The 12,728-nt window shown below is 71.7% G+C and carries 12 protein-coding genes; 10 read left to right on the top strand and 2 right to left on the bottom strand.

Annotated features, from left to right (window positions below):
* Positions 1 to 131 precede the first annotated feature (131 nt).
* A complete protein-coding gene (locus I2W78_RS08795) occupies positions 132 to 1,037 on the bottom strand; it encodes an MBL fold metallo-hydrolase (RefSeq protein ID WP_196458456.1) in 906 nt (301 codons plus the stop codon).
* A gap of 135 nt (positions 1,038 to 1,172) precedes the next feature.
* On the opposite strand from I2W78_RS08795, the gene I2W78_RS08790 reads away from it, so the two are divergent.
* The 7 genes from I2W78_RS08790 (at position 1,173) to I2W78_RS08760 (ending at position 7,545) form a co-directional block, all read left to right on the top strand.
* The gene (locus I2W78_RS08790; RefSeq protein WP_196458454.1) at positions 1,173 to 1,985 is read left to right on the top strand and encodes an AfsR/SARP family transcriptional regulator; all 813 of its coding nucleotides are present in this window, start codon (positions 1,173 to 1,175) and stop codon (positions 1,983 to 1,985) included.
* Positions 1,986 to 1,995: 10 nt separating this feature from the next.
* A complete protein-coding gene (locus I2W78_RS08785) occupies positions 1,996 to 3,123 on the top strand; it encodes a phosphotransferase family protein (protein WP_196458452.1) in 1,128 nt (375 codons plus the stop codon).
* A gap of 25 nt (positions 3,124 to 3,148) precedes the next feature.
* Positions 3,149 to 3,667, top strand: coding sequence for a flavin reductase family protein (locus tag I2W78_RS08780; protein WP_196458450.1), 519 nt, complete (start codon positions 3,149 to 3,151; stop codon positions 3,665 to 3,667).
* Between the two features lie 21 nt (positions 3,668 to 3,688).
* Positions 3,689 to 4,753, top strand: a complete 1,065-nt coding sequence (locus I2W78_RS08775) for an LLM class flavin-dependent oxidoreductase (RefSeq protein ID WP_196458448.1) — start codon at positions 3,689 to 3,691, stop codon at positions 4,751 to 4,753.
* A gap of 13 nt (positions 4,754 to 4,766) precedes the next feature.
* Complete coding sequence (locus I2W78_RS08770; RefSeq protein WP_196458446.1) at positions 4,767 to 5,726, top strand: amino acid ABC transporter permease; 960 nt, start codon at positions 4,767 to 4,769, stop codon at positions 5,724 to 5,726.
* Positions 5,723 to 6,472: an amino acid ABC transporter ATP-binding protein gene (locus tag I2W78_RS08765; RefSeq protein WP_196458444.1), complete on the top strand. Its 750-nt coding sequence runs from the start codon at positions 5,723 to 5,725 to the stop codon at positions 6,470 to 6,472. Before I2W78_RS08770 ends, I2W78_RS08765 begins: the two co-directional genes overlap by 4 nt.
* A gap of 98 nt (positions 6,473 to 6,570) precedes the next feature.
* Positions 6,571 to 7,545, top strand: coding sequence for an ABC transporter substrate-binding protein (locus I2W78_RS08760; protein ID WP_196458442.1), 975 nt, complete (start codon positions 6,571 to 6,573; stop codon positions 7,543 to 7,545).
* 107 nt (positions 7,546 to 7,652) lie between these two features.
* Here I2W78_RS08760 and I2W78_RS08755 read toward each other — a convergent pair whose 3' ends face one another.
* Positions 7,653 to 8,711 (bottom strand): ketoacyl-ACP synthase III family protein, encoded by a 1,059-nt coding sequence (locus I2W78_RS08755; protein ID WP_196458441.1) that lies wholly within the window; start codon positions 8,709 to 8,711, stop codon positions 7,653 to 7,655.
* A 352-nt stretch (positions 8,712 to 9,063) separates the two neighbouring features.
* On the opposite strand from I2W78_RS08755, the gene I2W78_RS08750 reads away from it, so the two are divergent.
* The 3 genes from I2W78_RS08750 to I2W78_RS08740 are packed head-to-tail and all read left to right on the top strand — an operon-like array spanning position 9,064 to position 12,709.
* Entirely contained in the window at positions 9,064 to 10,209 is a 1,146-nt protein-coding gene (locus I2W78_RS08750; protein ID WP_307783643.1) for an acyltransferase domain-containing protein, read from the top strand.
* An 8-nt stretch (positions 10,210 to 10,217) separates the two neighbouring features.
* Complete coding sequence (locus tag I2W78_RS08745) at positions 10,218 to 11,486, top strand: beta-ketoacyl-[acyl-carrier-protein] synthase family protein (protein WP_307783642.1); 1,269 nt, start codon at positions 10,218 to 10,220, stop codon at positions 11,484 to 11,486.
* A complete protein-coding gene (locus I2W78_RS08740) occupies positions 11,483 to 12,709 on the top strand; it encodes a ketosynthase chain-length factor (RefSeq protein WP_196458438.1) in 1,227 nt (408 codons plus the stop codon). Before I2W78_RS08745 ends, I2W78_RS08740 begins: the two co-directional genes overlap by 4 nt.
* Positions 12,710 to 12,728: the final 19 nt, after the last annotated feature.

The following is a 12,728-nucleotide window of genomic DNA, read 5'->3' as shown; positions in this document are numbered from 1 at the left end:
GCGCGGACACTGGGCTGTGCGAAGACGCCCGCGTACGCCGTCCAGCGCACCTGGAGTCCCGCTCCAGCGGGCGCGGAAACGCTCGGCGGTATGAACCACTCCGTAGCGCGGTGCCCGGGGCCAGGCGCCCGTCAGGCCAGGCAGCGCAGCGGGCGGCCGCCATTGAAGGCGACCATCTCGCGCATCGCCGGCGCCGATTCGATGCGGGCGCCGGGGGCGCCGCCGGTCACCTCGTGGAAGGCGCGGTGGAGGTTGCCGACCAGCCGCTCGCGGTCGAGCAGCGTCGCGAAGGCGCCTTCGTCGGCGCGCGTCGCCGTCTCCAGCGGGCTCAGTCCGTCCGAGAGACCCCGCTCGGCGAGCACCGCGACCCAGCGCAGGTACTGCTCGGTGAAGTCGAGCAGTTCAGGCCCACCGACCGGGCCGTGCCCGCCGACGACGACCAGCGGATCGAGCTGCCGCAGTCGTGCGAGCGCCGTGAGGGACCCGGCAAGCGAACCCATCAGCACGAACGGCGCCGCCCCGGAGAACACGAGGTCGCCCGCGAACAGGACCCGCTGCTCGGGCAGCCACACCACCAGATCGTCCGAGGTGTGTGCGACACCGGGGTGGATCAGCTCCGCGGTGATGCCGTCGAGATGCAGTGTGGCCCCCTCGCGCACGGTCAGCGTCGGCAGCACGGTCGGGGTGTGGCCCCACTCGACGTGCGGCCACAGCGACTGCAGTGCCGTGCCCTTGCGCACCAGTTCGGCGGGACCTGCCTCGTGGCTGACCAGCAGCGTGTGCGGGCCCGAGAACACATGGTTGCCGAAGGTGTGGTCGCCGTGGTGGTGGGTGCTCACCACTACGCGGCGCGGACCCGGCGCCAGCTTGTCCACGGCGTCCCGCAGCGCGAGCGCCCGCTTCTCGGTGGCCGCGGTGTCCACGATGAGGACCGTGTCCCCACCGGCGACGATCCCCGAGTTGTTCACGCACCAGCCGCCCGGCTCCTGCACGTACGCGTGCACTCCGTCGGCCACGCTCACGACTCTCCCCGGCATGACCCCTCCGCCTCTCTCCCACGATCTCGGCTCCTTGCCCGTTCCATTGGGCCGACATCCGGTGGAGCGTCACTGGAGCAGCCGAGGAACCCGACCCTGAACGGCGACAGACAGAAGGCGACGAGAGGAACCACGATGGAGTTCGGCGTGCTCGGGGGACTGTCCGTCGAGGACAGCGACGGCCGCCATCTGCCCACCGCGCCCAAGCAGCGCCAACTGCTCGGACTGCTGCTGCTCCACGCCGGCGAGGTCATGCCCGTCCGCACCTGCGTGAGCGAGATCTGGGGCGAGTACCCGCCACCCAGCGCGGCCACCACCTTGCAGACGTACGTGATGCACCTGCGCCGACTGCTCGCCCGGATGCCGTCCGTGGGCTCCCGGGAGGCCGCCCACGAGCGACTGCGGACGACGGGCCAGGGCTATCTCATCTCGGTACGGACCGACGAACTGGACCTGCTGCGGTTCGAGCAGTTCGTCGGGCAGGCGGGCCGGGCCACGGACGACTACGCCACCATGGCCCGGCTGCTGAGCAGCGCACTCGCACTGTGGGACCGGCCCGTCCTCGCCGACGTGCGCACCGGACCGGTGCTCCAGTCCGCGGTCACGCACTGGGAGCGGCGCCGTCTGGAGGTCCACGAGGCGTACCTCGACGCCCTGCTGCGGATCGGACGGCACCGCGACGTGCTCGCCGAACTCGCCGTCCTCACCCGTCGCCACCCCACCCACGAAACACTGCACGCCCGCTACATGACCGCCCTCTACCAGACCGGACGGGTCGGTGACGCACTCGATGTCGCCGCCCGGCTCACCTCCCGGCTCGCCCGCGACCTGGGCGTCGCGCCGGGCCCCGCGATCGGGCGGCTGCAGTCCGCGATCCGCCGCGGCGGCAGCATCGTCGCGCCCTTCCCGCCCGCCCTTCCGTCCGTACCCGGCTTGCGCCGGGCGTGAGGAGGCCCCCGTGCCCGTACCCCTGCAACGCGACCCCGACCTGACCCGCGCCGTGCTCACCCATTGGTTCGGTACCCGCTCCGACGCGATCGGCGCGGTCGAGCTCGGATCCGTCACCGTGCCGAAGGAGGCCGGCTTCTCCGGCGAGATCCTGCTGTTCGACGCCGAGTGGACCGAGGCCGACACCCTTCGGCGGCAGGCGCTCGCCGTTCGTGTCGCCCCCACCGGGCACCGGGTCTTCCCCGAGGACTTCTGGGACAGCCAGGTACGGCTGCTGAAGCTGCTCGGCGACACCGACCTGCCCGTGCCGCGAGTGCTGTGGGACGAGCCGTCCCCCGAGTATCTGGGCGCGCCGTTCCTCGTCATGCAACGCATCGACGGGCAGGTTCCCGCCGATCTGCCCTCCTACCACCGGCAGGGCTGGCTCGCGGACCTGCCGGTCGCGGACCGGGCCGCCGTATGGAACGGTGGAGTGGACGCGCTCGCCGCCGTTCACCGTGTCGATCCCAAGGAGATCGGCGCCGACTTCCTCGACCGGCCCCGGTTCGGCCCCACCGGTTCGGCGCAGCTGTTGCGGCACTTCACGCACCACCTCGACTTCTACGGGGTCGCTGACGACAACACGACCGCGGCCACCGCCCTCGACTGGCTGCGCGCTCATGTGCCCGACGGCGACGAACACGCCTCGCTGCTCTGGGGCGATGCCCGCATCGGCAACATCATCTACGCGGGTACACGGCCCGCGGCACTGCTCGACTGGGAGATGGCCGCGCTCGGACCCGCCGAGTCCGACCTCGCCTGGTTCCTTCACATGGACCGCCATCTCAGCGAGGGCATCGGCGCGCCACGGCTCGCCGGGCTGCCCGGCCGGGCCGAGACCGTGGCCCGCTGGGAGGAGCGCACCGGGCGGCCCGCGCGGAACCTGCCGTACCACGAGGTGTTCGCCGCGTACCGGTTCTGCGTCGTCACCGCGCGCGTGGCCCGGCTTCTGGAGGACAGCGGCATCCTGCCCCCGGGCACGGACTTCCCGCTGCACCGCAACGCGACGGCGCTGCTCGCGAAGGTGCTGGAGGAAAGCGACTCGGAGACCGCTTCCAGAGGGTATGGACCCGCCCTCCAGCGTCCGCGGACAGCGTGACCGGCCGAGGGAGGAACAAAGGACCATGGCGATTGATGACGAACTGTTCCGCGCGGTGTTCGGCGCGCACCCGGCCGCGGTCTGCGTCGTCACCGCTGCGGGCCCTGAGGGCCGGCCGAGCGGTCTGACGACCAGCGCCGTCAGCTCCGTGTCGATGCGGCCGCCGTTGCTGCTCGTGTGCGTGGGCACCGGATCGCGGACCCTGGCGGCCATCCGGCACTCGGGCGGCTTCGCGGTCAACTTCCTGGCCGTGCACAACGAATGGCTCTCCGAGCGCTTCGCCGGCAAGAGCACGCGGAAGTTCGCCGGGCTCGACTGGCGGGCCTCCGAACTCGCCCTCGGTGCCCCGCTGCTGCCCACGCACCACCTCAGCGCAGTCGCTGAGTGTGTCGTGCACCAGGAGATCCCGGCCGGCGACCACAGCGTGTTCCTCGGCCGGATCGACGGCGCCGCCGTGCACGGCCGCGCGCCGATGCTCTATCACGACCGCACCTACGTCCACCTGCCCGGGCCCGCCCTGTCCGGGGCCGCGGCGGCCGACTAGCCATCACATCGAGGGGACTCCATGAAGTTCGGCATCAACCTCTTCCCCACCGTGGGACCCGCAGAGAAATCCGCCGGAGCGCACTTCGAAGAGTCGCTGCGGCTGGCCGAGCTCGCCGACGAACTCGGCCTCCACCACGTGAAGACCGTAGAGCACTACTTCCACGAGTACGGCGGCTACAGCCCCGACCCGGTGACCTTCCTCGCCGCCGCCGCGGCCCGCACCCGCCGCGTTCGCCTTGTCACCGGCGCCGTACTGCCCGCCTTCACGCACCCACTGAAACTCGCCGGCAAGCTGGCCATGCTCGACAACATCTCCCAGGGCCGCCTCGACGTCGGCTTCGGACGGGCGTTCCTGCCCGACGAGTTCACCGCGTTCGAGGTGTCCATGGATGAGAGCCGGGCCCGCTTCGACGAGGGCGTCGAAGCTGTCCGCCGCCTGTGGGCGGAGGAGGAGGTCGTGTGGGAGGGCACCTTCCACCGCTTCGGCCCGCTGACTCTGCTGCCCCGCACCTGGCAGCGCCCGCACCCGCGGATCCTCGTCGCCACGGCCAAGACGCCGGCGTCCGCCGAGGCGGCCGGCCGCGCCGGGCACGGCGTGATGCTCGTACCGTCCATCAACCCGCGCGAACAGGTGCAGAAGACGCTCGCCCTGTACCGCGACGCCGCCTCCGCCGCGGGCTTCAAGCCCACCGAGGAGGACATCCACATGAGCTACAGCTGCTACATCGCAGAGGACGGTCAAGAGGCCCGCGAGAAGGGCAAGCAGGCGTCCGAGCGGGCCAACCAGGCCCTCGCCTCGGCGGTGTCCGCCTGGAGTGAGACCCGCAGCGCCGACTACCCCGGTTACGAGAAAATCGTTGAGAAGGCGGGCCGCGGCGACTTCGACCGGGCCGTCGCCGAACGCAAGGCGCTCGTCGGCACTCCCGAGGAGGTACGGGCCGCGATCGACGACATTCGCGACTGGTTCGGCGACTTCACGGTCAGCCTGCAGGTGATCTCCGGCGCCATGCCGTTCGAGGAGTCGGCCCGCACCATGCGGCTGTTCGCCGAACAGGTCCTGCCGCACTACGCGTCGAACGACTGAGGGCGGACCGTCGATGGTTTCCCTGCGCACCGAGCACGGCCGGACCGGCCCGGGAGGCGGTAGCAGCGGTGAGGGCGGCACGTCGCGCACCCGCAAGGCCCGTATGGGTGCGGGCGGGGAAGCGGGCGGAAACGCGGCGGACCAGGCCGACGCCGCGTTCGCACGACCCCGGCCGCGCCCGCTGCGCCGGGTGGCCGCGGCGGCGTGCCTCGTCCTGCTGGCCATGGCCCTCAACGCCGTCGTCACCAACGACGCGTTCCGCTGGGACGTCGTCGCCAAGTACATCACCGCCGACGCGGTGCTCTCCGGGCTCGTCACCACCCTGTGGCTGACCACCGTCGCCTTCGTCGGCGGCTTCGTCCTCGGCACCGCACTCGCCGTCATGCGCCTCTCGGGCAACCCGATCCTCGTAGCGCTGAGCTGGGGCTACACCTGGCTCTTCCGGTCGGTGCCGATGCTCGTCCAGTTGCTGTTCTGGTACAACATCTCGCTGCTGTACCCGAAGCTGTCCCTCGGCATCCCCTTCGGGCCCGCGTTCACCGAGTTCTCCACCGAGCAAATGATCAGCAGCCTCACCGCGGCCGTCATTGGGCTCGTCCTGCACGAGGCCGGACAACTCGCAGAGATCGTCCGAGCCGGGATCCTGTCCGTCAGCCGGGACCAGACCGAGGCCGCGGAGGCGCTGGGCCTCGGCGGCTGGCGGATCTTCCGCCGCATCGTGCTGCCGCAGGCCATGCCGGCGATCCTGCCGCCCGCCGGCAGCCAGGTCATCGGGCTGCTCAAAGGCACGTCGATCGTCAGCGTCATCGCCGTGCAGGACCTGCTGTACGCGACCCAGCTGATCTACAACCGCAACTACCTGGTCATCCCGCTGCTGCTGGTGGCCACGCTCTGGTACCTGCTGCTGACCACGTTGCTCGGCGTCGTTCAGCACTTCGTCGAACGCCGCTACGCCACGGGGGACCGAGGATGATCGAGGCAGTCGGAATCCACAAGTCGTTCGGTGCGCTGACCGTGCTGGACGATGTCTCACTCACCGTTCCCGAGTCCACCGTGGCCTGTGTCATCGGCCCGTCCGGGTCCGGCAAGAGCACCCTGCTGCGGTGCGTCAACCGGCTCGAACGCATCGACGCCGGACGCATCGTCGTCGACGGCGAACTCGTCGGCTACGAGTGGCGCGGCGACCGGCTCTACGAGCGTCCGCGCCGTGCCGTCGCCCGGCAGCGCATCCGTACCGGCATGGTTTTTCAGAACTTCCGGCTCTTCCCGCACATGACGGTCCTCGACAACATCACCGAGGCGCCTCGCGCCCTCCTCGGGCTGAAGCGGGCCGCGGCCGAGCAGCGCGCCCGCGATCTACTCGCCCGGGTCGGCCTCGCCGGGAAGGAGACCTCTCGTCCGCATCAGCTCTCCGGCGGCGAGCAGCAGCGGGCCGCGATCGCGCGGGCCCTCGCCATGGAGCCGAGGGCGATGCTGTTCGACGAGCCGACCAGCGCGCTCGACCCCGAGCTCACCGGGGGCGTGTTGAAGGTGATCCGGGAACTCGCCGACGGCGGGATGACAATGATCGTCGTGACGCACGAGATGCCGTTCGCCCGGGAGATCGCCGACCAGGTCGTGTTCATGGACAACGGCCGGGTCGTCGAGGCGGGGCCACCGGAGGAGGTCTTCGACGCGCCCCGCAACGATCGCACGGCCCGCTTCCTGGCCCGTCACTGAGCCACGGGCCCGCGCCCGTCCGGTGCCCCGCACGGGCCGCGCCGGGTCCCCGCACCCACCTCTGTCCCCATAAAGCCCAGCCACGTCGAGGAGGACCCATGCCACCCATTCAGGCCGCGCGCCACCGGTCCCCGCGCGGACACCGACCGTGCCGCCCGACCACCGCGCCGGCCGTCGCCACGGCGACGCTGCTCACCCTGCTCCTCACCTCCTGCGGCTCCGGTACGACGGAGATCCCCGAGGACGACCGGGCCGCTGCCCTCGGCCGTGAGGACGTGGTCTCCGCGGTCCACGAGAAGTCCGCCATCTCCGCGACGCTGCCCGCGAAGCTCCGCGAGTCCGGGACGCTGCGCATCGGTTCCGGCATCGGCATACCGCCCATCGCGTTCAGCCCCGAGGACGGCGGCCCGCCGCGCGGCGTCGACATCGATGTCTCCGAGGCCGTGGCACGGGTCCTCGGACTGAAGGTGGAGCGCAAGCACGTCAGCGGCGCATCCCTCATCACCGGCCTGAACGCCGACCGCTACGACCTCGGCACCGCGAACCTCGCCGTGACCGAGGAGCGTAAGCATGCGCTCGACTTCGTCCTCTACGTCACCGACGGAACCGGGTTCGCGGTGCGGGACGACAGCGAACTGAAGAAGGTCGACGACCTGAAGCAGCTGTGCGGGCTGCGGGTCGGAACCGGTACGGGCACGACCTTCGAGGCCGACCTCGAAGTGGCGAGCAAGGAGTGCGTGGCCGACGACGAGAAGCCGATCTCGATCAGCACCTACCCGGACGCCGCGGCGCACTTCCTCGCACTGCGTCAGGGGCGCGTGGACGTGCTGATGACCACGTCCAGCGTCCTGCGATTCGCGGCCACCCAGCAGCCGGACCTGCGCTACCTCAACGAGATCGAGCGCAAGAACGTCGGCCTCGCCGTCAAGAAGGGCTCCCCGCTCGCCGAACCGCTGAAGGGCGCCGTGAACCAGCTCATCGAGGACGGCACGTACGCGAAGATCCTCAAGAAGTGGGGACTGGAACCGGCGGCCATCGACAAGTCGGTCGTCAACCCGGGGGCGAGGCCCTGAACCTGGGCGACGCACCGAGCGGGCGGGCTGCTGCCTGGCCCGCGCGGCCCGCCCCGGCTTCCACCGGTGCGGGCCGTTACCCGTACGGCTTCCACCGGTGCGGGCCGTTACCCGTACGACGGTGCTCCCGCGCTCTCTGCCTCCGGGGCCGCACCCGTGAACTCCACGACCGCGCAGCTCCAGCTGAACCCCGCGCCGACCCCGTACAGCAGGCCCAGCTCACCGGCCCGCGTCCGGCCCGACTCGGCGAGGAACGCAAGGCCCGCGAACTGGTCGCCGGCGCCGAGGTGACCCACCGAACGGCCCCAGGGCCAGGTGGTCCGCTCCTCGGGGATGTTCCAGCGGCGCAAGAACGTCGAGTTGAGCCGACCGCGCCCGAAGTTCGGAAGGACGAACCAGGAGACGTCGGAGAGCGTGCAGTCCGCCTCGGCCAGCGTCCGCTTCAGCGTCTCGTCCTGCCCTGCCGTGATCCGGGCGACGCTGTACGACCGCCCGGTGTCCTCGATGAACGTCCGTTGCAGCAGCCCCAGATCGATCGGCTGTCGCATCTCGAACGGCACCCGCGAGAACGGGTCCCGCCCCCGGTGCATCTGCTCGAGATCTGCGTCCGACACGGTCACGAGGCTGCGCAGCCGCGCGAAGCCAGTACGGCTCCGGCCAAGGACGAGAGCGGTGCCCGCGTCGCCGTACACCGTGCCGGGGTCGCTGCGCCAGCGGTCGAAGCCGGGCTCGCAGAACACGTCGCCCGTCGTCAGCAGCGCGGCCGTACGGCCCGATGCGCCGGCGAGATAGCCGGACGCGAGTTCCAGGGCCGCCATGCCGCCGTTGGAGAGCTGCTTGATCTCGATCGCGGGGCACCGGTTACCGACCGCGTACCGCTGGATGTACGAGGCGGGTGCCCACAGGTCGTGCCCCTGGTGCTGCACGGTCGCGTGCAGCAGGAGATCGATGTCGGTGGGGTGCGTACCCGTACGCTCCAGCACCTGCCGAGCCGCGCCCACCGCGAGCTCGGGCGCGGAGGCACCCGTCGAAACCGCCACGGAGACGATGCCGGTGCGCGTCGCGGTGCGCTCGTCGCACCGCCCGTCCCGCAGCGCCTCCGCCACGGTGCTCCGGCCCTCCAGGTGCGCGGCTGCCCCGGCGATGTACAGGTCGTCGAACCTCATGTCCCGATGCCCTTTCACCGGCGGTTCAGAAGGGAATCCCGCGGACACCGACGGCCGCCGGACCGGGTGTGCCGGCCCGGCGGCCCTCGTATCGACCGCGGCGCACCGGGGCAACGGGTCGCGTGCCTCCGGCGACCACAAACCTGCGTCCGACCGGTGGACGAGCGGTCCAGAGCGACTGGAGCGGCCCTGCGTGGGGCCACACCCCGAGGGGGCGCAAGGAGGTTGCGGGAGCGTCGATGGCGGTGTGGTGCCTGCCGGACGGGTGCCCAGTCGCACGTTGTGCCCGAGGTCGACCGAGGCTCCAGGCGGCGCCTTCAGCATGTCGGAACACCGAGGAGAGGAGACCGCCGTGACCGCACCGCCGCCGGCCGTGCTGCTGTTTCCCGGACAGGGCGCGCAGCAACCCGGTATGGGTGTCGGCCTGTACCACGCCCACCCGGGATTCAGGACCCGCATGGACGAGGCTCTGGAGCTGTGGCGCGCGCACGGTTTCGACCTGCGCGCGGACTGGCTCGCCGCCCGCATCGGCCCGGAGGCCGACCGCCTGCGCACGGCGCAGCCGCTGCTGTTCTCGCTGAACTGGGCCGTCGGCCGCACGGTCCTCGACGCCGGAGTGCGGCCCGCGGCCCTGCTCGGGCACAGCGTCGGCGAGGTCGCTGCGGCCACCCTCGCCGGCGTCTTCGACCCGGCCGACGCCGTGTCCCTGATGGCGGACCGGATCGGCCACCTGGACGGCACTCCGCCCGGCGGCATGCTTGCCGTGCAGGCGCGCCCCGACGAGGTCGTCCCGTACACGACGGACGAAGTCGTCGTCGGCGCCGTCAACGGGCCCCGCCAAGTGCTGCTCGCCGGTCCTGAGGACGGCCTGCGCAGCGCGGAGGAGAAGCTGCGCGCCGACGGCTTCACCTGCCGCAGGGCACGAGCGCTCAACCCGTTCCACAGCCCCGTGCTCACCGAGGCGGCCCTGCGCGCGCTGCCACTGCTCGCCGCGGTGCCCATCCGTCGTCCGAAGCTGCCGCTGCACTCCGCGTACGAGCCCGGGCCGTTGACCGGTGAACGGATACAGGACCCGCGGTTCTGGGCGCTCCAGCCTGCGCGTCCGGTGATGTTCGGACCGGCGCTCGACGTCGTGCTCGCCGGGCCGGACGTGGTGCTCGCGGAGGCGGGCCCCGGACAGGGGCTCACCGCGCTCGCCCGCCGTCATCCCCGGGTGGCGAAGGGGGGCTCCCGGGCAATCGGTCTGCTGCCCGCGCGGCCCTGCGAACCGGATGGCGAGCGGGCCGCCTTCGAGAAGGCACTCGCGGAACTTGCGAGCGCCCCCGCCGTGTCAGGGGAACAGACCGCCTCCGCGGCCGTAGGTGCCGCCGACCAGGCCGCCCTACCACCGGCCCACTCGACCGCACAGATGTCCAGGCCGGTTCGAGCGGGTCTCCAGACCGACTTGACACGGTCACGACCAGGGACCGGAGCGCCGGTTCCCGCCGACAGCGAGTGAGGATGCCCATGGAACGACGCGTCGTCATAACCGGAATCGGTGCGGTGGCGCCCGGGGGAACAGGGATCAAACGGTACTGGGATCTGCTGTCGACCGGGCGGACGGCCACCCGCACCGTTTCCCTCTTCGATGCCTCCCCGTACCGCTCCCAGGTCGCGGCGGAGGTCGACTTCCAGCCCGCGGCGGCCGGACTGTCCCCGCAGGAGGAGCGCAGGCTGGACCGCGCGGGCCAGTTCGCGCTGGTCGCCGCACGGGAGGCGGTGACCGACTCCGGCCTCGATCTCACGTCCTCGCGGGCCGTGCGCACCGGCGTGTCGCTCGGCTGCGCGGTGGGCTGCACCACGTCGATGGAGGACGAGTACGTCGTCCTCAGCGACGGCGGCGCCAACTGGCTCGTCGACCACGAATACGCGGTGCCCCGGCTCTACGACCACTTCGTCCCGAGCTCGCTCGCCGCCGAACTGGCCCGCGAGACGGGTGCCAAGGGCCCGGTGTCGCTCGTCTCCGACGGCTGCACCTCGGGTCTCGACGCCATCGGGCACGGTGCCGACCTGATTCGCGAGGGCAGCGCCGACATCATCGTCGCGGGCGGCACCGACGCTCCGATCTCACCGATCACGCTCGCCTGCTTCGACGCCATCAAGGCGACCACGCCCCGCAACGACGACCCGGAGCACGCCTCCCGCCCCTTCGACAACACACGCAACGGGCTCGTCCTCGGCGAGGGTGCCGCGGTGCTGATCCTGGAGGAACTGGAGCACGCCCGGCGCCGCGGTGCCCGGATCTACGCCGAGGTCGCAGGATTCGGCACGCGCAGCAACGCGTACCACATGACCGGTCTGCGCTCGGACGGCGCGGAGATGGCCGAGGCGATCCGGATCGCCCTCGTGGAGGCGCGGCTCGCGCCCGAGCAGATCGACTACGTCAACGCGCACGGCTCCAGCACCAAGCAGAACGACCGGCACGAGACCGCCGCGTTCAAGACGTCGCTCGGCGAGCACGCCTACCGAGTGCCCGTCAGCTCCATCAAGTCGATGATCGGGCATTCGCTGGGCGCGATCGGCGCGCTCGAACTCGTCGCGTGTGTTCTCGCGATGGAGCACGGCCTGATCCCTCCGACGGCGAACCTGCACGAGTCAGACCCGCTGTGCGATCTCGACTACGTCCCCCTGACCGCGCGCGAGGCCCGGGTCGACTCCGTACTCAGCGTCGGCAGCGGCTTCGGTGGCTTCCAGAGCGCCGTCGTCCTCGCCCGCCCCGAAAGGAGTGCCGCGTGACGGCAACCGCCACCCGTCCCGTGATCACCGGCATTGGCGTCGCCGCTCCCACCGGGCTCGGCGCCGACGCTCACTGGGCTGCCATCGTCGAAGGCGCGAACGGCATCGCGGAGATCACCCGTTTCGACGCATCCGGCTACCCGGTGCGGCTCGCCGGCGAGGTACCCGGCTTCGAGGCCGCCGACCACATCCCGAGCCGGCTGCTGCCGCAGACCGACCACATGACCCGGCTCGCCCTGTACGCGGCGGGCGAGGCCCTGAACGACAGCGGCCTCGACCTCGCCGCCCTGCCCCCGTACCAGGCGGGCGTCTCCTCGGCTTCGTCGATGGGCGGCTTCGAGTTCGGCCAGCGCGAGCTGCAGAACCTGTGGAGCAAGGGCGGCCGGTTCGTCAGCGCGTACCAGTCCTTCGCCTGGTTCTACGCCGTCAACACCGGCCAGATCTCCATCCGGCACGGGCTGAAGGGCCCGAGCAGCGCCGTCGTCACCGACCAGGCCGGCGGCCTCGACGCGATCGGGCACGCGCGGCGGCAGATCCGCAAAGGCACGAAGGTGATGCTCGCGGGCGGCGTGGACGGCGCACTGTGCCCGCTTGGCCTCGCGGGACAGCTCGCCTCCGGCCGACTCAGCCCGGAGGACCGCCCCGAGCGTGCATACCTGCCCTTTGACGAGGCCGCCTCGGGCCATGTCCCGGGCGAGGGCGGCGCGTACGTGGTACTGGAGGACCCGGCGTCCGCCGAGGAACGTGGCGCCCGCGTCTACGGTGAACTCGCCGGATACGCGGCCACGTTCGACCCGGATCCGCGCGACCCGGAGACCGACGGCCTGGAGCGCGCGATCCGTGCCGCCCTCGCGGACGCGGACCGCACGCCCGATGCCATCGCCGTCGTCTTCGCGGACGCCGCCGGCGTACCCGAGGCGGACCGCGCCGAAGCGGCCGCGCTTACCGCGGTGTTCGGTGCCCGCGGGGTGCAAGTAGCGGTACCGAAGGCGCAGACCGGCCGCCTGTACGCAGGGGGGGCGGCCCTCGACCTGGTTTCCGCGCTGCTCACCCTGCGCGACGGCAGCGTCCCGCCGACCGCGCACGTCACCTCGGTGGCGGCGGACTGCCCGGTGGACCTCGTGACGGGCCAGGCCCGCCCGCTCACCGGCGACGCCGCGCTGGTCCTGGCCCGCGGCGAGGGTGGCTTCAACGCGGCGGCGGTCGTCACGACCACGAACTGAACCAGCGTGGCACCGGAAC

The organism is Streptomyces spinoverrucosus, assembly GCF_015712165.1.
GTDB classification, from domain to species: Bacteria; Actinomycetota; Actinomycetes; order Streptomycetales; family Streptomycetaceae; genus Streptomyces; species Streptomyces spinoverrucosus_A.
The sequence above is the reverse complement of the archived record's forward strand: the minus strand, read 5'-3'. Positions and strand labels throughout refer to the sequence as shown.

What these genes read in the sequence shown, in the direction of transcription:
- I2W78_RS08795 (WP_196458456.1), bottom strand. Translation starts at nt 1,037, where the DNA reads ATGCCGGGGAGAGTCGTGAGCGTGGCCGACGGAGTGCACGCGTACGTG.
- I2W78_RS08790 (WP_196458454.1), top strand. Translation starts at nt 1,173, where the DNA reads ATGGAGTTCGGCGTGCTCGGGGGACTGTCCGTCGAGGACAGCGACGGC.
- I2W78_RS08780 (WP_196458450.1), top strand. Translation starts at nt 3,149, where the DNA reads ATGGCGATTGATGACGAACTGTTCCGCGCGGTGTTCGGCGCGCACCCG.
- I2W78_RS08775 (WP_196458448.1), top strand. Translation starts at nt 3,689, where the DNA reads ATGAAGTTCGGCATCAACCTCTTCCCCACCGTGGGACCCGCAGAGAAA.
- I2W78_RS08770 (WP_196458446.1), top strand. Translation starts at nt 4,767, where the DNA reads ATGGTTTCCCTGCGCACCGAGCACGGCCGGACCGGCCCGGGAGGCGGT.
- I2W78_RS08765 (WP_196458444.1), top strand. Translation starts at nt 5,723, where the DNA reads ATGATCGAGGCAGTCGGAATCCACAAGTCGTTCGGTGCGCTGACCGTG.
- I2W78_RS08760 (WP_196458442.1), top strand. Translation starts at nt 6,571, where the DNA reads ATGCCACCCATTCAGGCCGCGCGCCACCGGTCCCCGCGCGGACACCGA.
- I2W78_RS08755 (WP_196458441.1), bottom strand. Translation starts at nt 8,711, where the DNA reads ATGAGGTTCGACGACCTGTACATCGCCGGGGCAGCCGCGCACCTGGAG.
- I2W78_RS08745 (WP_307783642.1), top strand. Translation starts at nt 10,218, where the DNA reads ATGGAACGACGCGTCGTCATAACCGGAATCGGTGCGGTGGCGCCCGGG.